This window comes from Modicisalibacter muralis, assembly GCF_900102945.1.
GTDB classification, from domain to species: domain Bacteria; phylum Pseudomonadota; class Gammaproteobacteria; order Pseudomonadales; family Halomonadaceae; genus Modicisalibacter; species Modicisalibacter muralis.
Genome location: NZ_FNGI01000006.1, coordinates 48,516 through 72,130 on the forward strand (window position 1 = coordinate 48,516; position 23,615 = coordinate 72,130).

Genomic DNA, 23,615 nt, shown 5'->3' on the forward strand with positions numbered 1-23,615 from the left:
TTAAAACCCCCGCTCGATGCGGCTGAACATCTTGCTCCACTCCGGCTGCACGCCATTCCAGTAGCGCGGGTCGGCGAAGGTGCGCCCGGCCAGGTCGCCATTCGGATCGAACGCCGGCAACGACGTCACGCTCTCGGGCAGGTCGACCTGGGTTGGGTCAAGCGACGGCGGGTAACCCTGGGCCTCGGCCACGGCGATGGCGACTTCCGGCTCGAGCATGAAGTTGAGCAGTTCATGCACCGCCTGCATTGGGCTGCCACGCAGTACGAACATCGCCTCCTGCCAAGCGAAGGTATTGGGCGGGTCGTAGTAGCCGATCGGGAACCCTTCCTTCTGCAGCGTGGCGATTCGTCCGGACCAGCCCTGCGTGGCGACGATCTCGCCACTCGACAGCAGGCTCATCAGCTCGGCGCCCGAGCTCCAGTACTTGCGCAGCAACTTGCGATGCTCGCGCAGGGCGTTCCACATGGCATCGAGATCCTCGACGTTATTGGGGTCCTGGCCGGTCATCAGCGCGCCATACCAGCACTGGGTACGCCAATCGCTGATACCGCCGAGCCGGCCTGCGTAGGTCTCGTCGAGCAGAATCCCGGCGCCCTTCTCGCGAATTTCGTCCTCGCTGATGACCTCGGTGTTATAGGCCAGGCCAGTGGTGCCGTAATCGTAGGGCACCGCCGAGAGTCCACCGTTGGAGAGCTTGCGAAACGGTTCCATCAGGCGCGGCAAGACGAATTTCAGATTGGGGATCTTCGCCTCGTCCAGGGTCACGTCGAGTTCGGCATCCACGTAGCGCACATAATCGAATACGCCACTCGAATGGAAGACGTTGAAGGTGCCCGGCGCGCTGGTGCGCACGCGAGTGAAGAACTCATCGACCCCGGCGAAGGTGCCGTCGACGACCTGCACGCCGGTGGCCTGGGTGTACGGGTCGAAGGCATGCTCGCGCAACGCCTCGGAGACGCTGCCACCCCAGCCGTCGAAGCGCACCTGGTCGACCATGGCGAAGGCACGGCCGGAGTGCATGGCCAGCGGACCGGCCAAGCCCAGTGCCGCGCCCCCGAGGCCCAGCAGTTGCACGAAGCGTCGGCGAGAAAGCCGCCCGTTACGATAGTCGTCGAGCCATTGCTGATAGCGGTTGTCGTTCATCGTTCATCTCCCTGTTACTGCCTTTGTGGTTATCATTCCGCAGCGGTGATGCTGACGGCGTCGCCGTCGTGATATCGGGGCTTGTGCTCAACCTCGCGCAAAGCGCCTTGCCAAAGCGCCGGCGATGAGTGGCAGGCTGATGGTGATAACGATCATCAGGCTGCCGAGTGCGTTGATTTCCGGGCTGATCGAGTTACGTAGCATGGCGAAGATCTGCGTCGGCACCGTCTCGGTGCCCGCCGACTTCCAGAATAGCGTGGCGGTGATATCGTCGAACGAGATAGTGAAGGCGAACACCATGCCCGCCAGCACCGCCGGCATGATCAGCGGCAAGGTGACAGTGAAAAACGTCTGCACGGGATTGGCGCCCAGGCTGCGCGCGGCCTCTTCGTAATCGCGACGCAGGCCGGCCAGGCGCGCCTGCACCACCAGTACCACGAAGGGCAGCGTGATCAGCACGTGGCCGAGCAGTAGCAACGCATAGGAACGCGGCACCGACAGCCAGCGCAGAAACAGCAGCAGCGCCACGCCCAGCACCACTTCGGGAATCAGGATCGGCGAGACCAGTAGCGTGCTGATCCACTGCTTGCCGCGAAAGTGGAAGCGCATCAGCGCCAGGCTGGCCAACACGCCGATGACCGACGAGATGATCGCCGTTTGCAGGCCGAGCCACAGAGAAGTGGAAAGCGCCGAGCGAATCGCCTGGTTTTCGGCCAACTCGCGATACCAGCGCAGGCTGACACCCTCCATGGGAAAACCGCCGAACTGCTGCGGATTGAACGACAGCACCACCACCGCGACGATCGGCAGAAACATGAACAGATAAACGGCGATGGTCGATAGCCGAATCAACCTCCAGCCCAACCCATCGTTCATTGGCGTTCTCCTGCGTTATAGCGCGTGGGCGTCGCTTCACCCCGCCAGGGACTTGTAGATCTGGCCAAGACCGAGAAAGCGGTTGTAGAGCATGACGATACCGCCCAGCAGCATCAGCAATAGCATCGACATGGCCGCGCCCATCGGCCAGTTGAGCTGGATGATGATGGTGTCGTAGATCAAGGTCGCGAACATCGCGTTCTGCGGACCGCCGAGGATCATCGGCGTCACGTAGGTGCCCGCTCCGAGCACGAAACACAGAAGCCCACCCGCCGCCAGGCCGGGCAACGACAGCGGCAAGGTGACCTCGAGAAAAACCCGAAAGGGTGGCGCGCCGAGCGAAGCCGCCGAAGCTTCGATATTGCGGTCGAGCCCTTCCAATACCACGTAGATATTGAGAATCATGAACGGCAGCAGGTAGTGAATCAGCCCCAGCACCACGGCGACTTCGTTGTAGAGCATCTGCAACGGCGCATCGATCGCACCGAGCGCTTCGAGCAGGGTATTGATCAGCCCGTTGGCGCCGAGGATGTTGATCCACGACAGCGTGCGAATGATGTAGCTGATCCAGAACGGCAGCAGCAACAAAAGCACCAGAAAGGACTTGTTGCGCAACCGGCAGCGCGCCAGGAAATAAGCCACCGGATACCCCATCAAGGCACAGCCTATGGTTCCCTCCAGGGCGATGCGCAGCGTCTGCCAGAGGATCGCCCAATAGAACGGATCGGCGAGCATCGAGGTCCAGTTGCTCAGCGTCCACTCGCGCGTGGCGAGCCCAGTGGCACTGCTCAGCCATAGCGAATACACCGCGACGAATGCGGTGGGAATGATCAACAGGAAGAACAGCGCCGTTAGCGCGGGACTCAGCAACAACCAGGGTTTGATGCCGCCTTGGGGCGTGGCCTGCATAAGCAATCCACATAAAAAAGTGATTGTCTTGCAGCGTAGAACGACCTTAGGCAAACGATTTGCCCGAGCCTACGGTGTTTTTGCCCCACCCTCGGGAGAAGCCCGCCACGCCAACCCAGCAGCGACGATCAAATGACCCCGCGCCGATGCGCCGATGGCGTCGCCGAGAAGACGCGGCGGTACGCACGCGAAAAACTGCCCTGATCGTGAAAGCCCACCTGAATGGCGATACGCCCAAGCGGCAGTTGGGTGTGGCGCACCAGCGCCTCGGCGTGTAACAACCGGCGTTGCTGCACATAGGCCCGGGGTGTCAGACCGGTGGCCTCGCGAAAGCACACATGAAAATGACCCGGACTCAGCGCGCACAGGCTGGCCAGATCCTCGACATGAATCGTCTGATGAAGGTGAGCATCGACATGGCGTTCGATGCATTTCAGATCGAGCCGCTCGCGCGGGCTGCCTTGGCGTACTGCACCAGGAGCTGGAAGCAGCCGGTCGTCATGCAGATTGAGATAAATCGCCTTGAGAATCAGCGTGGCGATCTCCCCCTGTAGTGCCGGACGATTTTCGACCTGCTGCATCATTTCCTGCGCCAATTGGTGCAACTCGGGCGGCACCGCGAAGAAACTTGGCCGCTCGAATAACCGACTGACTTCATCGGCATATGGCGTCAAGCCGAGATTGACCAGCGGCACATCCAGAACCAGCGTGCGATTGCGACCATCGCCGGTGTAATCGTGATGATAGGTGGAAGGGATCAGACAACCGCGCTCGCGGGTGATGCGTTCACCACGCCCCTCGATACTCAGTTCGGTAGTGCCCGACGTCGCCAGAATCAACTGGTGATAGGGATGCTCGTGGGAGACGTAATCCTGCACCAGCGTGCAGGCACGTAAATTGAAGAACGACATGGCATTGTTATTATCCGTTGGACCGATCCATCAAGAATAGCTTAACGCTGACCACGCCGCCCATCGCCGAGTTCAGCAGCGCCCTTTCTTGGCCTGACCCGGCGGACAAAACTCACCATGACCATGTCGGTGATCGTGATCGTCGATCTCGATAATGGGTTCCGGGTGGATACGCGCTGGCGTATAGCTGCAACCCGTTGCGAACAGCACCATCAGCGATAGTAGAAAGACGCTCGTCAGTGAGTGAGTCATGGTTCCTTCCTTTTTTCGTATGGGTTTTCCCATACTCAGCATAGAGAAAAAGCACTCGCGACGTAAGTATGATGGTTCACAGCGGCGATGGGGCTTGACAACTGACTCCACAATCGTAGATTTTGGTATACAACAACAGTACACAAAAACCATCTCCGGCATGTAGAGCAAGGCACCTGAACCAGGCGACAGTCCAATACGTCGCGTGGGTAACCCTTTACCCTTGAAGGGAGGTGGCCGTTCACACTGCTGAGGAGAAAGCACTATGGCCGAGACAAGCAACACACTGTGGATCCGCAACCCGCTGGCCTGTGCCGATGCGGATGCCGCCGGCGGCGTGGTGATCAAAGGATCGCGCATCGTCGAGAAGGTCCCCACCGGTGGCCAGCCCAGCCAAGCGGTCGACACGACATTCGATGCATCGAACCATGTCCTGTTGCCCGGGCTGGTCAATACCCACCATCACTTCTACCAGACACTGACCCGCGCCTACTCACCGGCACTCAACAAGGAATTGTTCCCTTGGCTGACCACGCTGTATGACGTCTGGGCCAACCTCGACGAGGAGCAGATGGCGCTGGCCAGCGAACTGGCCATGGTCGAGCTGCTGATGTCGGGCTGCACCACCGTGGCCGATCACCACTATGTGTTTTCCGGCGCCCTGACCAACGCCATCGACCAGCAAGTGGAAACCGCCCAGCGCCTCGGCGTGCGCGCCGCGCTGACTCGCGGCTCGATGAGCGTGGGGCGCGACGATGGCGGCCTGCCACCGCAATCGGTGGTTCAGGACGAACGCACCATCCTCGACGACAGCCAGCGCCTGATCGACCGCTACCACCAGCACGGCGACGGCGCCATGACCACCATCGCCCTGGCGCCCTGCTCACCGTTCTCGGTCAGTCGCGAACTGATGCGCGAGAGCGCGCGGCTCGCCGAGACCAACGACGTGCGCCTGCATACCCACCTCGCCGAAACCGAGGACGAAACCGCCTATTGCCAGAAGCTGTTCGGCATGCGCCCGCTGGATTATCTCGAGGAGAACGGCTGGTTGAGCGATCGCACCTGGCTGGCGCATGGCATCCATTTCAACGACGACGAAATCGCCCGGCTCGGTCGCGCCGGCACCGGCATCGCGCACTGCCCGTCGTCGAACATGGTGCTGGGCTCGGGGTTGTGTCGTACGCTGGAACTCGAAGCCGCCGGCGCGCCGGTTGGGCTCGCCGTCGATGGCTCGGCCTCCAACGATCACTCCAATCTCGCCGAAGAGATGCGCCAGGCACTGCTGCTCGGGCGACTACGCTATTCGCCCAGCGAAGTGACCCATCAGGCGGTGATCCGCTGGGCCACGCAAGGTTCCGCGCGCTGCCTGGGCCGCGACGACATCGGCGGCCTGGAGCCTGGTCAGCAGGCCGACCTCGCGCTATTCAAACTCGACGAGCCGCGCTTCTCGGGCGCTGAGAATCCATTGGCCGCACTGCTGCTGTGTGGCGCCCACCGCGCCGACCGGGTGATGGTCGCCGGGCGCTGGCGGGTCACCGACGGCCAGCCCTGCGAGATCGATCTCGAAGCCTTGATGGCTCGCCACGACAGCGCGGCCAGGCAATTAAGACGAGCATTATAAACCGGGCAATGGCGCCAGTTGGCGTCGCCGCCCTCCTCTGTAGTTACAACAACAACCAGGAGAGCCTCGATGCCGAGCACTTCCGAACAGCTGCAAGATAACCCGGCGCGGGTACGCAGCACCCATGACGTCAACGCCATGCCGCCCCTGGGGCGGGCGATACCCCTGGGCATCCAACACGTGTTGGCGATGTTCGTCAGCAACGTCACGGTGCCGATCATCATCGCCGGCGCCGCCGGCCTCTCGGAAGCGCAGACCACACTGATGATCCAGGCGGCGATGTTCGTCGCCGGGGTCGCCACCCTGGTGCAATCGCTGGGCCTCGGGCCGATCGGTGCGCGCTTGCCGATCGTCATGGGCACCAGTTTCGGCTTCGTGCCGGTGCTGATCCCCATCGCCGTGGGCATGGGCGTTCCCACCGCACTGGGCGCCGCGCTCTGCGGCGGCGTGGCGATGGCCTTGGTAGGGCTGTTCCTGCCCTACGTGCGTTTCCTGTTCCCACCGGTGGTCACCGGCACCTTCGTGATCATGATCGGCACCCTGCTGATGCCGGTCGGCTTCGCCTACGTCGGCGGCGGCTTCGGTGCGCCGGATTTCGGCTCGCTTCACCATCTACTGCTGGCCGGCCTGGTGCTCGTGGTCACCGTGGGCCTGCACCAGTTCGGGCGCGGCATCTGGTCGGAAATGTCGCCGCTGGCGGGACTGGTGGTCGGCTTCATCGCCGCGATGGCCTTCGGCTACGTGGATTTCTCCGCCGTCGGCTCGGCCGACTGGTTCTCCCTACCGATACCCTTCGCCATCGGTCTGGAGTTCCATCTGGCCGCCATTCTGCCGGTGGTACTGCTCGCTGTTGTGACCTGCGCCGAATCGATCGGTGATATCGTCGGCACCACCGTCGGCGGCGCGAACCGCGAACCCACCCAAAAGGAGCTTTCTGGCGGCGTGATGGCCGATGGCCTGTCCAGCGTGTTCGCGGCCATCTTCAATGCCTATCCGCAAATCAGCTTCAGTCAGAACGTCGGTATCGTCGCGCTGACCGGCGTGGTCAGCCGCTTCGTGGTCGCCATCGGTGGCGGCTTCCTGGTCATCGCGGGGTTGCTGCCCAAGCTCGGCGCCGTGGTTTCGGGCATTCCCAACGCGGTACTCGGCGGCGCGGTACTGATCATGTTCGGTATGATCGCCAGCGCCGGCATCAAGATGCTCAGCGGTATCGAGTTCAACAAGCGCAACATGCTGATCATCGCCATGTCACTGGCTACCGCCATCGGCCTGCCGGCCCAGGAAGGCCTCTATGCCGCCTATTCGGAAAACGTTCAGGCGATCATCGAATCCGGCCTGATTCCCGGTGCGATCATCGCCATCGTGCTGAATCTGATCCTGCCCAGGAGCGAGAAACCGCTACGCAACGACGTCTGATCCAAGCTCCGGTGACGGGCCCCGACCGCGCGAGCGGCCGGGGCCCGTTTCGTTGACGACCCGACGCGAGCCTGAAAACCCGTTAAAAAGGGCGTTTTTCATCGTTATTCAAGCGATGGGAAATCACTTCATGTCTCACAATGGGGTATCTTGCGGGCCATGAGGCCGGCGACTCTGGGCGGCTGATTGTCAGCCCCCGCGTGACGATGCCTGACAGGCACGGTTGCTTTGCCATGAACAAGATCCTTGCCCTACTGACGCTGCCCCTCGCGCTGCAAGCCTGCAGCAGCATGGATTATCAGTCCAAGGTCAGTGCCGCCGATCAAGACGCCGTCATCGAAGCGATCAGGAAGGACAACGCCGAAGTGGCCATGTATCTGGAGACGCTCCAGACACAACACGCGCAAGGCTCGGGCCTGTTCGAATCCGTATTCAACCTGGCCATCGCCGGGGCTGCGTTTGCCCACCCCGCCTCGGGAGTGACCTCGGGTGTAAGCGTACTGCTAGCGCTGGGTGGCATGCAGAGCCTGGATGCCACTCCGCAGCCCCCCGTCACCATCGTCTACCAGGGCAAGGAAACACCGCAAGAGCGCTCCCCGCTCGGCCTTCTCATGGCCTATCAACAGGCCGCCGCCGACCTGTCGGAATACGATGGCGACCTGGCCAAGCTCCTGCTGGCACACTATGCCAGCGAATCGGAAATGCCCGAGCTACATGCCGCATTGACCGAGGGGCCATCGCCCCCCGCGGGCCTGCAAGGCATGTGCATGGGATTGGCCACACTGGACAACAGCCAGGCGGAAACCTTCTACGACAGCTTGAAGGTACCGGCGAATCTGGCGGGTACCACGCCACTCTCCGACGAAGGCCCCACGGGCGCCAAGCCGCTACAGGCCTCCCGGTAGCGCGAAACCCGGTCATCGGACCCGGCCTAGAAGTGAACTGCCATCGCCAGGATCGCGAGCCCCCAAGCCATCAGCGCGACTCCCACGCCACGCTCCAGCCAGGGCCCCGCAGGCGCGAATTTTTCCACCAGCACGAAAATGGCCAACCCGGCGATCCAGGCAAGATTCATGACGCCGACGACAAACAACAGCAACATGAGTGCCCAACAGCAACCGACACAGTAAGTCCCGTGTCGCAGGCCCATTTCGAAGGCGCCACGCGTGCCTTCTCGCCAATGCGTCAGCACGAAATCCAGTGGCGAGCGGCAATGCTGAAGACAGGCGCGCTTGAGCGGCGTCCATTGGTAAATGCCGGCGGCGATCAGCGTCACCCCGGCCAGGGCCGCATGGGTCGTGCGCATCATTGGCGATAACAGGGCGGTACTCTCCAACACGAACTGCAAGGCAACGGCGGCCAAGCTGAAAACCGCCCAGGTCACGATATAGCCCAGCGCGAATGCGCCCGTGGCGATCGTGCGTCGCTGCCCAGCGCCGCGCCGGGCGGTGATGGCGGTGAAGAGCAGGAGCATCGGGGCCACGCCGGGCAGCATCATCGCCGCCATCATCACGACCCACATCAGCAGCATCAACAGCGCGTACCCTGGCGTCCATGACGCGCCCTCCACGCCCATATCCATACCCATCGACATCGAGGCGTCGCTCACCCCGCCCATGACGCCCGCGCCGCTGAGCAGATAGGCCCAGCACAGGGCGACGACGACCAGCAATCCACCGGCCACGATCGCCCGGTCGTGTCGCAACACCCTCTCTATTGCCGTGGTGCCCATCGCCTCATCCTCGACGTGTCGCAGCCAACGCACCATGCTGATCCGGCGCGCCATTTTCTTCCTATGCCGCCACTCCATCGGGGGTTTGTACGACATGCGCCAACGTGCTGTGCGATTCTTGCGTGGTAAACGCAATCGCGCCGCTACTTTGGATATCCGCCGAGGCGACCTCGCCTTCGAGGTGTTCGAAGCCTTCCGGCATGACGACACGAATACGGTGCGGCTGATCCGTGACCGGGTTGCGTATCGGCTCCACGCTGCTTTCCAACGCGCCGGGCATATGCAGGCGCGCGGTTCGAGCCGACTGATCGAACTCGAAGGTCACCGGGGCGAAGATCGGATCGTGCATTTTGGTCACGATCAGGTTGAAGATATGGAACAGCGTCCCTTCCGCCGAATGCTTTCCCGACATGATCTCGAACAGCGCTTCACGCTGCTCCGGGCTGGCCCTTTCATCGATGAGCGGCTGTGCCTGACCGTTGCCCTCGTGCAGCGGTCCGGGGAAGTGAACGACGACAAAGAAGCTCAGATCGTCCAGCCGAGTGTTCTCATAGTGGCCCTCGACGATACGCATACCCAGAAAGCCTTTGCATTCACCCTGCGTGGGCGGGGCATTGAAATCGCAGGGACAACCGAATGCGCAGTTGCAGTTCTTGATCCAATCGCCCTCCAGACGCCAGTTTGCATGTGCCATTTTCGAAGCCTCCCTTGCACGGTGCGACCAGGTTGGACTGCAACTTCAGATGTGGACGCCGCGCGTTTCGTGGAATTTTCAGGAATACCTCGCTTATCGAAATCAGTGTAGTTCAGCTTCTTTCGACTCGACCGCGCCTGCCACATCATTGTTTTCATACCCGTCGCCCAACGCCTGGGAATACTTCGACCAATGCTCTACTTTACGTAAACGTCAACCTCGCCTATTCTGCCATTATTCTTACATCGGCTGTGATATAGCCAATAAATCGCCGAACGAAATGAAGAGCGAGGCGCCCGGAGCACAGAAGGCGAGGAATAACATAAAGTTAGGTGAGTCTCGTCCGGGCTGGCGCTCCAGCACCGCGTAACGAAGCTATTCGTTCGTGCAGGCATTTATTCAAACGCACTCAGGAGCCGCGTCATGTATTCCGCTTATACGCCTCTCGATTTCGGCCTCGACGACACGCTGGTCATGCTGCGCGATCAGGTCAACGCCTTCGCCCGCGACGAGATCGCCCCACGCGCGGCGCAGATCGATCGTGACAACGTCTTTCCCGCCGATTTGTGGCAAAAATTCGGCGACATGGGCCTGTTGGGAATTACCGTGTCCGACGAGGATGGCGGCAGCGGCATGGGCTACCTCGCCCACTGCATCGCCATGGAGGAGATTTCGCGGGCCAGCGCCTCGGTGGGGCTCTCCTACGGCGCCCACTCCAACCTGTGCGTCAACCAGTTGAAGCTCAACGGCAGTGCCGAGCAAAAGGCCAAATACCTGCCTAAGCTGATCAGCGGCGAGCATGTCGGGGCTCTGGCGATGTCCGAGCCCGGCGCCGGCTCGGACGTGGTATCGATGAAGCTGCGCGCCGAGAAACGCGGCGACAAGTACGTGCTCAACGGCAACAAGATGTGGATCACCAACGGCCCCGATGCCCATGTGCTGGTGGTCTACGCCAAGACCGACCCGGACGCCGGCTCCAAGGGCATCACCGCCTTCATCATCGAGAAGGACTTTCCCGGTTTCTCCACCGCGCAGAAGCTCGACAAGCTGGGCATGCGCGGCTCCAACACCTGCGAACTGGTGTTCGACGACTGCGAGGTGCCGGCGGAGAACGTGCTCGGTGAGGAAGGCCGTGGCGCCAAGGTGCTGATGAGCGGACTGGATTACGAGCGCACCGTGCTCGCCGCCGGGCCCATCGGCATCATGCAGGCGGCCATGGACGTCGTGTTGCCCTATATTCACGAACGCAAGCAGTTCGACCAGCCGATCGGCGAGTTCCAACTCGTGCAGGGCAAGGTCGCCGATATGTACACCACGCTGAACGCCTGCCGCGCCTATCTTTACGCCGTGGCGGCGGCTTGCGATCGCGGCCGAGCCTCGCGCAAGGACGCCGCCGGCGTGATCCTCTACTGCGCCGAAAAGGCGACCCAGGTCGCGCTCGATGCCATCCAGCTACTCGGCGGCAACGGCTACATCAACGAGTATCCCACCGGGCGGTTGCTGCGCGACGCCAAGCTCTACGAGATCGGCGCCGGTACCAGCGAGATTCGCCGCATGCTGATTGGGCGAGAGCTGTTTAATGAATCGAAATAAGACACAAGCTGGAAGAGCGCCGCTTCGCGGCTGGAAGCTGGAAGACCGGCGCTTCGCGCCTTGAAGAAAACAGAGAACCAGAATCGTTCTTAGCTTCTAGCTTCTAGCTTCTCTCGGAGAAATGCATGTCTATCCTACAAACCCAGATCAACCCGCGCACCGAGGCGTTCCAGGCCAACGCCGATGCGCTGCGCAGCGAGGTCGATAAGCTGCACACGCTGACCGCGGCGATTCGTCGGGGCGGCGGCGACAAGGCCCGCCATCGGCATGAGTCGCGCGGCAAGCTGTTCGTGCGCGATCGCATCGACCATCTGCTCGACGAGGGCTCGCCGTTTCTCGAAATCGGCGCGCTGGCCGCGCATGAGGTCTACGATTCGCCGGTGCCCGCCGCTGGCGTGGTCACCGGCATCGGCCGGGTCTCCGGCGTCGAATGCGTGATCGTCGCCAACGATGCCACCGTCAAGGGTGGCACCTATTACCCGTTAACGGTGAAGAAGCACCTGCGCGCCCAGGAAGTCGCCCGCAAGCATCGTCTGCCGTGTATCTACCTGGTCGACTCCGGGGGCGCCTACCTGCCCCATCAGGACGAGGTCTTCCCCGACCGCGACCATTTCGGGCGCATCTTCTACAACCAGGCCACGCTCTCCGCCGAAGGCATCCCGCAGATCGCCGTGGTGATGGGCTCGTGCACCGCCGGGGGCGCCTACGTGCCGGCGATGGCCGACGAATCGATCATCGTGCGTGAGCAAGGCACCATCTTCCTCGGCGGCCCGCCGCTGGTGAAGGCCGCCACCGGCGAGACGATCAGCGCCGAGGACCTGGGCGGGGCGGACGTGCACTGCAAGATCAGCGGTGTTGCCGATCATTACGCCGACAACGACGCCCACGCGCTGCAGCTCGCGCGGCGCGCGGTGTCGCGCCTCAACTGGCAGAAGCGCGGTCAGTTGGCGATGAAGGAATCCCGACCGCCGCGCCTCGATCCCGAGGAGCTCTACGGCATCGTCGGCACCGACCTGAAGAAGCCGTACGACGTGCGCGAGGTCATCGCGCGGCTGGTCGACGACTCCGACTTCGACGAATTCAAGCGCTACTACGGCGACACCCTGGTCACCGGCTTCGCCCATCTGCATGGCCATCCGGTGGGCATCGTCGCCAACAACGGCGTGCTGTTCTCGGAGTCGGCGCAGAAAGGCGCGCACTTCATCGAGCTGTGCGCCCAGCGCAAGATCCCGCTGCTGTTTTTGCAGAACATCACCGGCTTTATGGTCGGCTCGAAATACGAGCAGGAAGGCATCGCCAAGCACGGCGCCAAGCTGGTCACCGCCGTGGCCTGTGCCCGGGTGCCCAAGTTCACGGTGCTGATCGGCGGCAGCTTCGGCGCCGGCAACTACGGCATGTGCGGGCGCGCCTACGAGCCCAACCTGCTGTTCATGTGGCCCAACGCACGCATCTCGGTGATGGGCGGCGAGCAAGCCGCCAACGTGCTGGCCCAGGTCAAACGCGAACAGCACGAGCGCAACGGCACCGAATGGAGCAGCGATGACGAAGCGGCGTTCAAGGCACCGATTCACGAACAATACGAGCACCAGGGCCACCCCTACTACGCCAGCGCGCGGTTGTGGGACGACGGCGTGATCGACCCGCTGCAGACCCGCGACGTGCTGGGGCTGGCGCTGAGCGCCGCGCTCAACGCGGAGATCGAGGAGACGCGCTTCGGCGTGTTTAGGATGTAAGCCGCGCTTCGCGCGGAGCTGGAAGCCAACACATTGCCACCAGCTAGCTCTCAGGGGATTTCTTCAAGCTTCCAGGCGCGAAGCGCCGCTCTTCCAGCTTCAAGCTTTTATTAACGAGGTCTGTGATGTCAGATAACACCTCTTATTCAAGATTAGCGATCGATCCCCGCGGCGTCGCCTGGCTGACCCTGGATCGTCCCGAGGTCCACAACGCCTTCGACGACGCGCTGATCGGCGAACTCAACGCCCATCTCGACCAGTTGCACGCCGCCGCCGAGCGCGGGGACGTCCGCGTCGTCGTGCTGGCCTCCGAAGGCAAGCACTTCTCCGCCGGCGCCGACCTGAACTGGATGAAGCGTATGGTCGAGTACAGCGTCGATGCCAATCTCGCTGATTCCCGCGAGCTGTCGCGCCTGATGTACCGGCTCGACACTCTGCCCTGCCCCACGCTGTGCCGGGTGCAGGGCGCCGCCTACGGGGGCGCGGTGGGGCTCGCCGCCTGCTGCGATCTCGTCGTCGCCTCCGAGGCCGCGCGCTTCTGCCTCTCGGAAGTCCGGATCGGGCTGTCGCCGGCGGTCATCAGCCCCTACGTGCAGCGCGCCATCGGCGAACGCCAGATGCGCCGCTTCGCCCTCACCGCGGAAGTTATCGAGGTGACCACGGCCCAGCTTCTCGGCCTGGTGCATGAAGTCGCGGGCAGCGACGAGCTCGATGAGCGCGTGGCGGTGTACGTCGACACCCTGCTGGGTGCCTCGCCGCAGGCCCAGCGCGCCACCAAAGCGCTACTCGCCGCCGTCGCCCGCGAGCCCGATTCCGACGCGACCCGCGAGCGCTGCTGCCGCACCATCAGCGAACTGCGCGTCAGCGATGAGGGCCAGGAAGGCCTCGCGGCCTTCTTCGAAAAGCGGGACCCCGCCTGGCGCATCGCCGACGATCCAGAAACCAAGGAGCCGGGTTCATGAGCCTCGCCAACGCACCGACGCCGCTGACTACCGTGTTGATCGCCAACCGCGGCGAGATCGCCTGCCGGGTGATTCGCACCGCCCGCCGCCTGGGCCTGAAAAGCGTGGCGGTCTACTCCGATGCCGACGCCAACGCCCGCCACGTGCGCGAGGCCGACGAGGCCGTGCGCCTCGGGCCGGCCGCCGCGCGGGAAAGCTACCTGAACGTCGAGGCGGTGATCGACGCCGCCCGGCGCACCGGCGCTTCGGCGATCCACCCCGGCTACGGCTTTCTCTCGGAGAACGCCACGTTCGTCGCCGCCTGCGAGCGAGCAGGCATCGTCTTCGTCGGCCCGCCGGCGAGCGCCATCGCCGCCATGGGCGACAAGTCCGCCGCCAAGGCGCGCATGGACGCCGCCGGCGTGCCGTTGGTGCCCGGCTATCACGGCGACGATCAGTCCGACGACCTGCTGAAAACCGAGGCCGAGCGTATCGGTTACCCGGTGCTGCTCAAGGCCAGCGCCGGCGGCGGCGGCAAGGGCATGCGCGTGGTCGAGCGCGGCGCGGAGTTCCAGGCCGCGCTGGATGGCTGCCGGCGCGAGTCCCGGGCCGCCTTCGGCGATGACCGCATGCTGATCGAGAAGTACCTGACCCAGCCGCGCCATGTCGAGGTGCAGGTGTTCTGCGACGGCCAGGGCAACGGCGTCTATCTGTTCGAGCGCGACTGCTCGGTGCAGCGCCGTCACCAGAAGGTGTTGGAGGAGGCCCCGGCGCCGGGTATGAGCGAGACCTTGCGACGCGAAATGGGCGAGGCCGCGGTGCGCGCCGCCAAGGAGATCGGTTACGTGGGTGCCGGTACCGTCGAGTTTTTGTTAGACGCGGACCAGAGCTTCTTTTTCATGGAGATGAACACCCGCCTGCAGGTCGAGCACCCGGTCACCGAGATGATCACCGGCGAAGACCTGGTCGAATGGCAGCTGCGCGTGGCCGCCGGCCTGCCCTTGCCTAAGGCGCAGAACGAACTGCGCATCGTCGGCCACGCCTTCGAGGCGCGGCTCTACGCCGAGGACCCGGAGCAGGACTTCCTGCCCGCCACCGGGCGTCTAGAACGTTTCAATCTGGACCTGGCCGGCGCCGGACTCGAGAGTTCGCGCGTGCGGCTGGACAGCGGCGTCGAGGCTGGTGACGAGGTCTCGATGCACTACGACCCGATGCTCGCCAAGTTGATCGTCCACGGCGACGACCGCGACCAGGCCCTGGCCACACTGCACCGCGCCCTGGCTGCACTGGACGTCAGCGGCGTGATCACCAACCGCGCCTTTCTCCAGCGTCTCGCCGGCCACACGGCGTTCCAGAAAGCCGAGCTGGATACCCGCTTCATCGAGCATCATTTTGAGGCGCTATTCGCCAAGCCGGCACTCGACGAGCCCACCTACGCCAGCGCCGCCCTGGTCGCCCTCGAGGTACTGCGGAACGAGGCCGACGGCGGCTCGCTATGGGCGCGTCGCGATGGCTGGCGTCTCAATGGTGCGGCGCAGGTGCGCATCGCCCTGACCGACCCGAGCCATGCCACCGATGCGTCGAGCAGTGACGCTATCGTCACCGTGCTGGCCGAGCGCCATGCCGGCGAGGCCTGGCGCCTGCACGTCGGCGACGTCACGCTTGAAGGCCAGTTGCAGCGCCTGGAAGGCGATGCGGTCGCCGTCACCCTCGACGGTCATCGGCGCCGGCTGCTGGCACGCCTCGACCACGCCACGCATGGCGACGTGCTGGTGCTGAGCGACGTCCACGGCGAAACGCGCCTGTTCTGGCGCCGCCTCGACGCCGTCGACCACGGCCAGCACGAGGTCGACGCCACCCTGACCGCGCCCATGCACGGCACCGTGGTAGCGCTGCTGGTCGAGCCCGGCCAGCCCGTCGAGAAAGGCACGCCGCTGATGGTCATGGAGGCGATGAAGATGGAGCACACCCTCAACGCCCCCGCCGATGGCCAAGTGGGGAGCTTCCACTTCGCCGCTGGTGATACGGTCGGTCAGGGGGAGGTGTTGCTGGAGTTCGCCGCGGACGAGTCAGGAGGCTGAGATGGCATTTCCCCAATCCGTGAGACTGGTCGAGGTCGGCCCGCGCGACGGGCTGCAGAACGAGCCCGAACCGATCGGCACCGCCACCAAGCTCGAACTGATCGATCGGCTGGGTGCGGCAGGCATCCGGCATATCGAGGCGGCCAGCTTCGTCTCGCCCAAGTGGGTGCCACAGATGGCCGACCACCGCGAGGTGATGACCGGCCTCACCCGCCGCCCGGGCGTGACCTACTCGGCGCTAACGCCCAACCTCAAGGGGCTGGAAGCCGCGCTGGAATGCGGTGTGGAGGAAGTGGCGGTTTTCGGCGCCGCCAGCGAGACCTTCTCGCAGAAGAACATCAACTGCTCGATCGCCGAATCGCTGCAACGCTTCGAACCGGTGCTGGAGCGCGCCAAAGAGGCCAACGTCCGCGTGCGCGGCTACGTCTCCTGCGTGCTCGGCTGCCCCTACGAAGGCGAGATCGCCCCGGCCAAAGTCGCCGAAGTCTCGAAGGCGCTCTTTGAGATGGGCTGCTATGAAGTCTCGCTCGGCGACACCATCGGCACCGGCACCCCGCTCAAGGCCAAGCGCATGATCGAAGCCGTGAGCCGCGACATCCCCATGGAAAAGCTCGCCGCCCACTTCCACGACACCTACGGCCAAGCACTCGTCAATCTCTACGCCGTGCTGGAAGAAGGCATCGCGGTAATCGACAACTCCGTCGCCGGCCTCGGCGGCTGCCCCTACGCCAAGGGCGCCTCCGGCAACGTGGCGAGTGAAGACGTGGTGTATCTGTTGGATGGGCTGGGTATCGAGACGGGGATTGATCTGGACAAGCTGGCGGGAACCGGCACTTGGATCACCCAAGCAATTGGGCGGCCCAATCGGTCGAAGGTGGGGGTGGCGTTGGCAGCTAAGTAAGTACGTGGTGGAAACGAAAGCCCCCGAGTCAGTTCAGTTCCTAGCTCGGGCTTTCGTTGTTACGGTGATGTATCTTTGCTGGAGGAAGTTTAACGCAAAGCTCAGTCGGAGCGGGCACAGCCCGCGGAGAGAACCTTAGCAGCGACAGCGGGTAAGGCGGTCGACTGCAGCGCTTCATTATGCGACAACATTATTTGGAATATTTCTAGCCGCATATATCTAATGATTCAATTTCGCCTGCAGATTTTCCGTCGATAGAATCCCGTCCGTAATAGGCCGATCCTTCAGACAGCAACTCCACCTCGAACATGTCTCCATCAACACATAGGTTCCAGTCATTACCATCTTGGAAGAGAATAGCATCTTCTTGGAAACCAAGATAACCTACGTAGCCGTAATCGGTTTTTTTAAGTACTGAACCGTCAACAAGCACAAAAATATCATCCGTGTAATCTTCTATTTCGACTCGATATGCTTCTGTAGGTAATGACCGGGCCATCATAATCTGTATCATTTCATCAAGCCGCTGCGGGTTCTTCATCTCTGCGATCGCCAGCGGAATCAATTTCTTTCGTTTCGTATCTATTACTGCTGATGCCGGAATGCACACCCCGTTTAGCTTTAGGTCAGGGTGCGATTTACCAAATAATATGGTAGTTCCGCATTGACCACTATCATAAGGCCAATATGTGCCAACATAATCTGAAAACTTACCCGCCACTGCGTACGGCGCTATTAATAGAAAAAAAAGAAAAAATAAAATTCGCATATTCCCCCTTTCCCACATAACGCCTCAATGTGGGACTGCCGTAACAAAACGAAGCGGAATGTAGGCAGCCCCACACCATCGAATTGTTAAGCGCATAGCAGTCCGAGAATAAATGAATAACCCAATAAGCCTGCCGCGAGAAGAGCAAATCCGACGGCTGAAAAAAAGAAAAGCGGCCATAGTTTTATAAACCGCTTTGCTCGCTGCCGCTCTGATTTTCCGTATTCCTCTGGAATTTTATTTTGTTGTTCTGCCTCTTCCAGCTCAGCAAGCTGATTTATGATCTGGATTGATCGCAACCAAGAACTATACAGCTCAAAAACAAGATAGAAAAAGAATGAAAGCAGAACAAACAGACCAACAAGAAGCACTTGCCAGTCTTGTAGTTGTTCTTTTGTAAAACTCCAAATAGTGAAAAGACCAGCGTACCCACCTAAAACGATTACATTTGCATATTGCTTACTTTGTTCATATGCATGAGTAATCATTTCACGTTGACCTTTGAAAAAATCAGCTAACGAATTATCCTCGCCATCTTTTTTCGCATCTTCATTTTCAAGGCGGTTATAAACGCCAGTTAATTCATCAAGCAGATTATCAATGGCGTCGAGTGAGGTCTGTTTGTCTCCATTTGAGCGAGATTTCCTAACCTCTTTTCGTATGTCATCTATTGGATATCGCCAATCCCACATGCTTAGCCCCTTTGGCGCTTAGTGCCCGAATCACCGAGCAAATTTTTCCTAGCGGCTCTTGTACTTGTCTTTGCACAAAAGGTGACAGCGAAAATTGTCCGGCGCAGTCGCCTGTTAGCATTTCATGCTTTTTTCAAAACAACCTTACCATTTTCCTGGCTAATAACTTCGTATTTTCTTAATTTATTTAAAGCACCAACACCTCCGGCTGCCACAGCAATTGAAATAGCAGCAACTGTTGCGCCTACCCCTAAAACGGATACAGCTCCTCCGGCGGCAGTAAGTGCAAAAGCCTTGCTTGTTGTTTGAGTTGCCGGTTCTGGAATAGGGTATAAAGTTCCAGCAACGGCTACTCCTATTGCGCCAATTGCAATAGCCCAAGCAACTTTACCTTTGGCTTTTATTTTTAACACCTTCTTTCCTAAATCACCTTCTATTTCAATATAATCTTGGTCTTCTTTAATTGCATCCCCTAAATCCTTCTCGTTATCAATTGTCATTTACTATTCCTTTTATTGCAACTAACGGTGATTAGACTGCACACTCATTTATTGACTTAAACGAGCACGCACGTTCAGCAATGTTATCTAGCTCGCGCCCTTGACCTAACCCATTAACATTAAAAACCTTAATGATACATTGGCAGTCTATGCAGGATTCGCACGCTTGCGTGTTTTGCCAGAGCCAATCATGAAGTAATGCGCGTGCCAATCAGTAATAGGGAAAGATGTTACCGAAGTGCGTCGTCAGCTGTGTTGAGGCTTGACAGGAATATCAGAAATGCTACCGCCCCTGCTGGCAGAATAGATGATGATTCGCATCATCCCTAGTGCGGCAGTCCCTGCGTACTTCTTGGTTGCGTAAGCTATCTTTAGTAGCCTTTTCTTAACCGTAACCAACCATTACGTTGAGAGCAACGACAACTAAAGCATGAGGCGGGAAGCCGCTTGTCATGATCCAGGTCTGCAGCACAAAAAACCCCGAAGGCTGCATATCCAGCCTTCGGGGTTCATTTCACCAGCGGGAGTCCGCGTTACCGCTACGACGGGCCAGAACTCAGCGGTGCAGGTCGAAGCGGTCGTTCTCCATGACCTTGACCCATCCCTTGACGAAGCGGTCGACCATCTTCTCCTCGCCACCGTTGGCGGCGTACTCCTCCGCGATGGCACGTAGCTGCGAGTTGGAGCCGTAGACGAGATCGACACGTGTCGCGGTCCACTTCTTCTCACCCGTCGCCCGGTTCCGGCCTTCGAAGCGTTCCTCGCCCTCGTCGATCGGCTCCCAGACGGTACCCATATCGACGAGATTGACGAAAGAGTCGTTCGTCAGTTGTCCGGGGCGGTCGGTGAGGATTCCCTCGTTACTGTCGCCGACGTTGATCCCCATGACGCGCATGCCGCCGAGCAGCGCAGCCATCTGCGGTACGCTGAGGTTGAGCATGAACGCGCGGTCGATCATCAGGTGCTCGGCCGGGATGGAGGTCGCCTGAGGCTGCATGTAGTTGCGGAACGCATCGTGCCTCGGCTCGAGGTGGGCGTGGGTATCCACCTCGGTCATCTCCTGGGTCGCGTCGGTACGGCCCGGGGTGAACGGCATCGTGATGTCGTGCCCGGCGGCCTTCGCTGCCACTTCGACCCCGACGCTGCCGCCCAGCACGATCATGTCTGCGAGCGAGATGTTCGCCTCGGAGGCATCCTTGAGCTGCTCGAGCCGGTCGAGCACCTCGGGCACGCCGGAGCGCACGTTGATGTCCCAGCCGGCCTGCGGTTCGAGGCGGATGCGCGCACCGTTGGCACCGCCGCGGTGATCGGTCTGGCGATAGGTGCAGGCCGAGGCCCAGGCGGTCCCCACCAGTTGCTTGGCGGTGAGGCCGGAGTCGGCGATCTGCTGTTTGAGCGTGGCGATCTGCTCATCGCTGACCAGCGGCCCCTGGTGCTCGGGTACCGGATCCTGCCAGGCGAGGACCTCGTCGGGCACCTGCGGGCCGAGGTAGCGGGCGCGCGGGCCCATGTCGCGATGCAGCAGCTTGTACCATGCACGGGCAAACTCGTCGGCGAGCACGTCCGGGTTCTCGTGGAACTCCTTGACGATTTCGAGGTAGGCGGGGTCGGTGATCATCGCCATGTCGGCGGTGTTCATCACCGGTGGGTTCTTCTTGCCTTCGACATGGGCGTCGGGCACCCAGAAGCCTTCCTGGACCTCGACCGGCTGCCACTGGTTCGCGCCCGCCGGCGACTTCTTGACCTCCCACTGGTGGGCGAAGATGGTGTTGAGATAGGAGTGGTCCCACTGTGTCGGCGTCGGAGTCCAGGCGCCCTCGAGCCCCGAGGTCACCGTGTACTCGCCGAGGCCGGTCTCGTGCTTGTTGGCCCAGCCGATCCCCTGCTCGTGGACCTTCGACCCCTCGGGCGCCTCGCCGACAGCGTCCGCTGGCCCGTTGCCATGCATCTTGCCGAAGGTGTGACCGCCAACGGTCAGGGCGGCGGTCTCGCGGTCGTTCATGCTCATACGCGCGAAGGTTTCGCGTACATCCTGCGCGGACTTCATCGCGTCAGGAACCCCGTTGGGCCCCTCGGGGTTGACGTAGATCAGCCCCATCTGCACCGCGGCGAGGGGATTGTCCAGAACGCGGTTGCTGTCCTCGAAGCTGCCGGTATAACGCTCGTCCTTGGTCGCGAGCCACTCGGTCTCGGGGCCCCAGTAGATGTCGTCCTCGGGTGCCCAGATGTCAGAGCGGCCGAACCCGAAACCGAAGGTGCGAAATCCCATCGTTTCGAGCGCACGATTGCCGGCGAAGACCAGCAGGTCGGCCCAGGAAATCTTCTCGCCGTACTTCTTCTTGATCGGCCAGAGAAGTCGGCGAGCCTTGTCCAGGTTGCCGTTGTCGGGCCAGCTATTGAGCGGCGCGAAGCGCTGAGCGCCGGTGCCGCCGCCACCGCGGCCATCGACCGCACGGTAGGTCCCAGATGCGTGCCACGACATGCGGATGAAGAACGGCCCGTAGTGGCCCCAGTCGGCGGGCCACCACTCCTGGGAGTCGGTCATCAACGCGTCGACATCGGCGGTCAATTCGTCGACGTCGAGCTGCGAGAACGCCTCGGCATAGCTGAAGTCGGCACCGAACGGGCTGGCGTCGGGGTGCTTCTGGTGCAGAATGTGGAGGGTGAGCTGGTCGGGCCACCAGTGCTCGTTGCCCTGCAGACGGGGCGTGGTGCGTGCACCCCACTCCGGGCGTGTCGGCTTGTTATCGGACACGGTCTTCTCCTCGACTGGATGGTGGCCTACAGGAAATAGAGCCGACGATTCCGTGTCGCCTTGAGGTTTCGGGACACCCTCAGGCCTAGACAGGAGGCATTGGAATTCTTAATAGGCCGTTAAAATACAGTGAAGGATTCAGGAACGAAGCCGTCAAGCTTTGGGAAGGCTTTCGCCCCGATAGAGGCAAGCTATGAGGACCACTCAGCTTCGGCTCACGGGGATATCGAAATGCAGGACGTTCTCCTTGATGCCCAGCTTGGAATACAGGGCGATTGCCGCCTCGTCTTCCGGCCCCGTATCGGCCTGGACGAAGATGACATAGGCTCCGCGTTTTGCGGCAATCCCCCTTAGCGCGTGAATCAAGGCAGTGGCAATCCCCTGTCGCCTGTATTCGGCGGCAACCGCCAGGTCATAGAGATAGACTTCACTACGCTCCTGCTCGAACTTCTTCAGCTCGTACGCGGCCAGGCCGGCCACCACTTTTCCGCCCTGGTGGGCAACAAGGGCAATGAAGTCGTCACTGGCAAGAAGCCGTCTCATGTAAACAGCCGACGGCCGCTTACCAACATAGGTCTCCAATTCGCCGAAGTTTTGACCAAACACCTCCAGCAAGGCGTTCATGAGGCCCAGGTCGTCGCAGCCAAGTAATTTTACGTCTTGTTCAAGGCTCATCGAAAGAAATTACCCCTGCTCACGTCGTGAACGAGATGCCACCACTTGCCCGTGTATGCCAGGCCCGAGTCTCGCTAGAACATACGCTCGCCAGGCAACCGGGATGCCTGGCGAAGCCATGCCACCACCTGCTCTTCGTCGATCGGGTCGCTCTGGTGGATATGAAGATAGCGGGTGTTGGGGTCCTTGGATGCAGTGGGCGGCAGTGGCTCCAGTGAGGCGCCGTTGAGAAACGCCACCTTGATGTACTTGGTGAAGCAATGGAAGGTGAGGAACCACCCCTGGCCCTCGACTCCATAGAAGGGCGAGTTCCATCTCACGGCCTTGCGCACATCGGGAACCGTACGCTCGATAAGTGCATCGAGCCGGCGCCCGACGTCTTGCTTCCACTCCGGCATGGCGGCGATGTAGGCCTGTACCGGGGCGTCGCCGTCGGCTTTGGGGATTTGCGGGTTTCCTCCTGAGAGGAGCTTCGGCTTGGCTTCTGCCGGTGGTTTGGCCTTGTCGCGTGTCATGGGTAGCTTTCCCTTCCTGATCGATACGAAAGATGGTGGCTGGTGCAACGCCGGTAGGCCGTACCAGCTACCGCCCTACCCTACGCTGCCGAGCATGCTTTCCAGCTCGCTCTCGTCGACGCCGAGCATCTGCAGGATGTTGCGCTGCGCGGCGTTGAGAATGTGCTGGCGCTCCTGTTCGCCGGGCAGGCTCTTGGCGATGGCCACGGCGCCCACCAGGGAGGCGAGAATGACCCGGGACTTGTCGGCGATGACCTCGCGGTCGGGTTCGAAGGGCAGTTTCTTCAGGCGGCTCAGGGCGATGAGGCGGGTTTCCAGCATCTTTTTCATGCGCAGGTAGGAGGCTTCGAAGAGCGTGCGGATCTCGGCATTCTCGTTGCCGATCTCGTTGAACAGCACCGTCTCGGGCCCCGGCTTGTGCTTGCGTTCCAGCTCCTGGAGGTTCCAGCAGTTGGATACCAGCTCCGTCAGGTGCTTCACCGACAAGGGTCCCTTGACCAGCCTGGCGGCACGGCTGCTCTCCAGGGTTTCCCGCACCGAGGCATGGTAGAGCGCTTCCTTGGAGGCAAAGTGGGCGTAGAAGGCGCCGTGGGTCATCTTGGCCAGCTTCATGATTTGGCCGATGGAGACCTTCTCGAAGCCTTTGCGACTGAACAGCTCGATAGCCGACTTGAGGATGCGCTCCCGCGATTTGGCCTTGTGATTAGTCGAGTAGGGCATGGCGACCTCAGAGGGCGTTTACAAAAGGGCTGTACTCGGCAATACGGCGTTGAAATTGCTCTCAAAGTGCTCATTTACTACCTGTAAACTGCGTTTCTGACTCGCAACATCCCTGTTGCTCGCTCTTCGAGCGGCAGAGCCGCCCAAATCGTCTATCCTGACGATTTGTCGTTCAATTTCGCC

The 23,615-nt window shown here is 61.3% G+C and carries 22 protein-coding genes; 8 read left to right on the top strand and 14 right to left on the bottom strand.

Features of this window, described 5'->3' with window-relative positions:
* The 5 genes from BLR92_RS11370 to BLR92_RS11390 all read right to left on the bottom strand — a co-directional run bounded on the left by BLR92_RS11370 (position 1) and on the right by BLR92_RS11390 (position 4,094).
* The gene (locus BLR92_RS11370; protein WP_089728628.1) at positions 1–1,146 is read right to left on the bottom strand and encodes an extracellular solute-binding protein; all 1,146 of its coding nucleotides are present in this window, start codon (positions 1,144–1,146) and stop codon (positions 1–3) included.
* An 87-nt stretch (positions 1,147–1,233) separates the two neighbouring features.
* Positions 1,234–2,022, bottom strand: coding sequence for an ABC transporter permease (locus BLR92_RS11375; protein WP_089728630.1), 789 nt, complete (start codon positions 2,020–2,022; stop codon positions 1,234–1,236).
* A 36-nt stretch (positions 2,023–2,058) separates the two neighbouring features.
* Complete coding sequence (locus BLR92_RS11380) at positions 2,059–2,931, bottom strand: ABC transporter permease (protein WP_089728632.1); 873 nt, start codon at positions 2,929–2,931, stop codon at positions 2,059–2,061.
* Positions 2,932–3,059: 128 nt separating this feature from the next.
* Positions 3,060–3,842: a helix-turn-helix transcriptional regulator gene (locus BLR92_RS11385; protein WP_089728634.1), complete on the bottom strand. Its 783-nt coding sequence runs from the start codon at positions 3,840–3,842 to the stop codon at positions 3,060–3,062.
* A gap of 72 nt (positions 3,843–3,914) precedes the next feature.
* A complete protein-coding gene (locus BLR92_RS11390) occupies positions 3,915–4,094 on the bottom strand; it encodes a hypothetical protein (protein ID WP_089728636.1) in 180 nt (59 codons plus the stop codon).
* A gap of 265 nt (positions 4,095–4,359) precedes the next feature.
* Between BLR92_RS11390 and BLR92_RS11395 the strand changes: the two genes are divergently transcribed.
* The 3 genes from BLR92_RS11395 (at position 4,360) to BLR92_RS11405 (ending at position 8,036) form a co-directional block, all read left to right on the top strand.
* The gene (locus BLR92_RS11395; RefSeq protein ID WP_089728638.1) at positions 4,360–5,715 is read left to right on the top strand and encodes an 8-oxoguanine deaminase; all 1,356 of its coding nucleotides are present in this window, start codon (positions 4,360–4,362) and stop codon (positions 5,713–5,715) included.
* Positions 5,716–5,784: 69 nt separating this feature from the next.
* Positions 5,785–7,131: a uracil-xanthine permease family protein gene (locus BLR92_RS11400; protein ID WP_089728640.1), complete on the top strand. Its 1,347-nt coding sequence runs from the start codon at positions 5,785–5,787 to the stop codon at positions 7,129–7,131.
* A 233-nt stretch (positions 7,132–7,364) separates the two neighbouring features.
* The gene (locus tag BLR92_RS11405; RefSeq protein WP_089728642.1) at positions 7,365–8,036 is read left to right on the top strand and encodes a hypothetical protein; all 672 of its coding nucleotides are present in this window, start codon (positions 7,365–7,367) and stop codon (positions 8,034–8,036) included.
* Between the two features lie 26 nt (positions 8,037–8,062).
* Here BLR92_RS11405 and BLR92_RS11410 read toward each other — a convergent pair whose 3' ends face one another.
* Together BLR92_RS11410 and BLR92_RS11415 are read right to left on the bottom strand one after the other, a co-directional pair.
* A complete protein-coding gene (locus BLR92_RS11410) occupies positions 8,063–8,917 on the bottom strand; it encodes a DUF2182 domain-containing protein (protein ID WP_245704186.1) in 855 nt (284 codons plus the stop codon).
* A gap of 7 nt (positions 8,918–8,924) precedes the next feature.
* The gene (locus BLR92_RS11415; RefSeq protein WP_089728644.1) at positions 8,925–9,557 is read right to left on the bottom strand and encodes a DUF1326 domain-containing protein; all 633 of its coding nucleotides are present in this window, start codon (positions 9,555–9,557) and stop codon (positions 8,925–8,927) included.
* A 423-nt stretch (positions 9,558–9,980) separates the two neighbouring features.
* Between BLR92_RS11415 and BLR92_RS11420 the strand changes: the two genes are divergently transcribed.
* The 5 genes from BLR92_RS11420 to BLR92_RS11440 all read left to right on the top strand — a co-directional run bounded on the left by BLR92_RS11420 (position 9,981) and on the right by BLR92_RS11440 (position 16,806).
* Entirely contained in the window at positions 9,981–11,150 is a 1,170-nt protein-coding gene (locus BLR92_RS11420) for an isovaleryl-CoA dehydrogenase (RefSeq protein WP_089728646.1), read from the top strand.
* A gap of 125 nt (positions 11,151–11,275) precedes the next feature.
* Entirely contained in the window at positions 11,276–12,883 is a 1,608-nt protein-coding gene (locus BLR92_RS11425; protein ID WP_089728648.1) for a carboxyl transferase domain-containing protein, read from the top strand.
* A gap of 125 nt (positions 12,884–13,008) precedes the next feature.
* A complete protein-coding gene (locus BLR92_RS11430) occupies positions 13,009–13,845 on the top strand; it encodes an enoyl-CoA hydratase-related protein (protein WP_089728650.1) in 837 nt (278 codons plus the stop codon).
* A complete protein-coding gene (locus BLR92_RS11435) occupies positions 13,842–15,905 on the top strand; it encodes an acetyl/propionyl/methylcrotonyl-CoA carboxylase subunit alpha (RefSeq protein WP_089728652.1) in 2,064 nt (687 codons plus the stop codon). Before BLR92_RS11430 ends, BLR92_RS11435 begins: the two co-directional genes overlap by 4 nt.
* Position 15,906: 1 nt before the next feature.
* Positions 15,907–16,806, top strand: coding sequence for a hydroxymethylglutaryl-CoA lyase (locus tag BLR92_RS11440; RefSeq protein ID WP_089728654.1), 900 nt, complete (start codon positions 15,907–15,909; stop codon positions 16,804–16,806).
* Positions 16,807–17,011: 205 nt separating this feature from the next.
* Here BLR92_RS11440 and BLR92_RS19570 read toward each other — a convergent pair whose 3' ends face one another.
* From BLR92_RS19570 to BLR92_RS11475, 7 genes are all read right to left on the bottom strand, one after another.
* A complete protein-coding gene (locus tag BLR92_RS19570) occupies positions 17,012–17,575 on the bottom strand; it encodes a hypothetical protein (RefSeq protein WP_139171595.1) in 564 nt (187 codons plus the stop codon).
* An 86-nt stretch (positions 17,576–17,661) separates the two neighbouring features.
* Entirely contained in the window at positions 17,662–18,267 is a 606-nt protein-coding gene (locus BLR92_RS11450) for a hypothetical protein (protein ID WP_089728658.1), read from the bottom strand.
* Positions 18,268–18,389: 122 nt separating this feature from the next.
* Entirely contained in the window at positions 18,390–18,767 is a 378-nt protein-coding gene (locus BLR92_RS11455) for a hypothetical protein (RefSeq protein ID WP_089728660.1), read from the bottom strand.
* Between the two features lie 556 nt (positions 18,768–19,323).
* Positions 19,324–21,522: a catalase/peroxidase HPI gene (gene katG / locus BLR92_RS11460; protein ID WP_089728662.1), complete on the bottom strand. Its 2,199-nt coding sequence runs from the start codon at positions 21,520–21,522 to the stop codon at positions 19,324–19,326.
* Between the two features lie 204 nt (positions 21,523–21,726).
* Complete coding sequence (locus BLR92_RS11465; RefSeq protein WP_089728664.1) at positions 21,727–22,197, bottom strand: AAC(3)-I family aminoglycoside N-acetyltransferase; 471 nt, start codon at positions 22,195–22,197, stop codon at positions 21,727–21,729.
* Positions 22,198–22,271: 74 nt separating this feature from the next.
* Entirely contained in the window at positions 22,272–22,712 is a 441-nt protein-coding gene (locus tag BLR92_RS11470; RefSeq protein ID WP_089728665.1) for a DUF1801 domain-containing protein, read from the bottom strand.
* 75 nt (positions 22,713–22,787) lie between these two features.
* Complete coding sequence (locus BLR92_RS11475; protein ID WP_089728667.1) at positions 22,788–23,432, bottom strand: TetR/AcrR family transcriptional regulator; 645 nt, start codon at positions 23,430–23,432, stop codon at positions 22,788–22,790.
* Between the last annotated feature and the right edge of the window lie 183 nt (positions 23,433–23,615).

Excerpts from the sequence above, each read along its gene's own strand:
- BLR92_RS11370 (WP_089728628.1), bottom strand. The coding sequence starts at position 1,146 with ATGAACGACAACCGCTATCAGCAATGGCTCGACGACTATCGTAACGGG.
- BLR92_RS11455 (WP_089728660.1), bottom strand. The coding sequence starts at position 18,767 with ATGACAATTGATAACGAGAAGGATTTAGGGGATGCAATTAAAGAAGAC.
- BLR92_RS11425 (WP_089728648.1), top strand. The coding sequence starts at position 11,276 with ATGTCTATCCTACAAACCCAGATCAACCCGCGCACCGAGGCGTTCCAG.
- BLR92_RS11410 (WP_245704186.1), bottom strand. The coding sequence starts at position 8,917 with ATGGCGCGCCGGATCAGCATGGTGCGTTGGCTGCGACACGTCGAGGAT.
- BLR92_RS11435 (WP_089728652.1), top strand. The coding sequence starts at position 13,842 with ATGAGCCTCGCCAACGCACCGACGCCGCTGACTACCGTGTTGATCGCC.
- BLR92_RS11465 (WP_089728664.1), bottom strand. The coding sequence starts at position 22,197 with ATGAGCCTTGAACAAGACGTAAAATTACTTGGCTGCGACGACCTGGGC.
- BLR92_RS11440 (WP_089728654.1), top strand. The coding sequence starts at position 15,907 with ATGGCATTTCCCCAATCCGTGAGACTGGTCGAGGTCGGCCCGCGCGAC.
- BLR92_RS11470 (WP_089728665.1), bottom strand. The coding sequence starts at position 22,712 with ATGACACGCGACAAGGCCAAACCACCGGCAGAAGCCAAGCCGAAGCTC.
- BLR92_RS11375 (WP_089728630.1), bottom strand. The coding sequence starts at position 2,022 with ATGAACGATGGGTTGGGCTGGAGGTTGATTCGGCTATCGACCATCGCC.
- BLR92_RS11395 (WP_089728638.1), top strand. The coding sequence starts at position 4,360 with ATGGCCGAGACAAGCAACACACTGTGGATCCGCAACCCGCTGGCCTGT.
- BLR92_RS11390 (WP_089728636.1), bottom strand. The coding sequence starts at position 4,094 with ATGACTCACTCACTGACGAGCGTCTTTCTACTATCGCTGATGGTGCTG.
- BLR92_RS11415 (WP_089728644.1), bottom strand. The coding sequence starts at position 9,557 with ATGGCACATGCAAACTGGCGTCTGGAGGGCGATTGGATCAAGAACTGC.
- BLR92_RS11450 (WP_089728658.1), bottom strand. The coding sequence starts at position 18,267 with ATGTGGGATTGGCGATATCCAATAGATGACATACGAAAAGAGGTTAGG.
- BLR92_RS11405 (WP_089728642.1), top strand. The coding sequence starts at position 7,365 with ATGAACAAGATCCTTGCCCTACTGACGCTGCCCCTCGCGCTGCAAGCC.
- BLR92_RS11385 (WP_089728634.1), bottom strand. The coding sequence starts at position 3,842 with ATGTCGTTCTTCAATTTACGTGCCTGCACGCTGGTGCAGGATTACGTC.
- BLR92_RS11420 (WP_089728646.1), top strand. The coding sequence starts at position 9,981 with ATGTATTCCGCTTATACGCCTCTCGATTTCGGCCTCGACGACACGCTG.
- BLR92_RS11475 (WP_089728667.1), bottom strand. The coding sequence starts at position 23,432 with ATGCCCTACTCGACTAATCACAAGGCCAAATCGCGGGAGCGCATCCTC.
- BLR92_RS11400 (WP_089728640.1), top strand. The coding sequence starts at position 5,785 with ATGCCGAGCACTTCCGAACAGCTGCAAGATAACCCGGCGCGGGTACGC.
- BLR92_RS11380 (WP_089728632.1), bottom strand. The coding sequence starts at position 2,931 with ATGCAGGCCACGCCCCAAGGCGGCATCAAACCCTGGTTGTTGCTGAGT.
- BLR92_RS11430 (WP_089728650.1), top strand. The coding sequence starts at position 13,009 with ATGTCAGATAACACCTCTTATTCAAGATTAGCGATCGATCCCCGCGGC.
- BLR92_RS19570 (WP_139171595.1), bottom strand. The coding sequence starts at position 17,575 with ATGCGAATTTTATTTTTTCTTTTTTTTCTATTAATAGCGCCGTACGCA.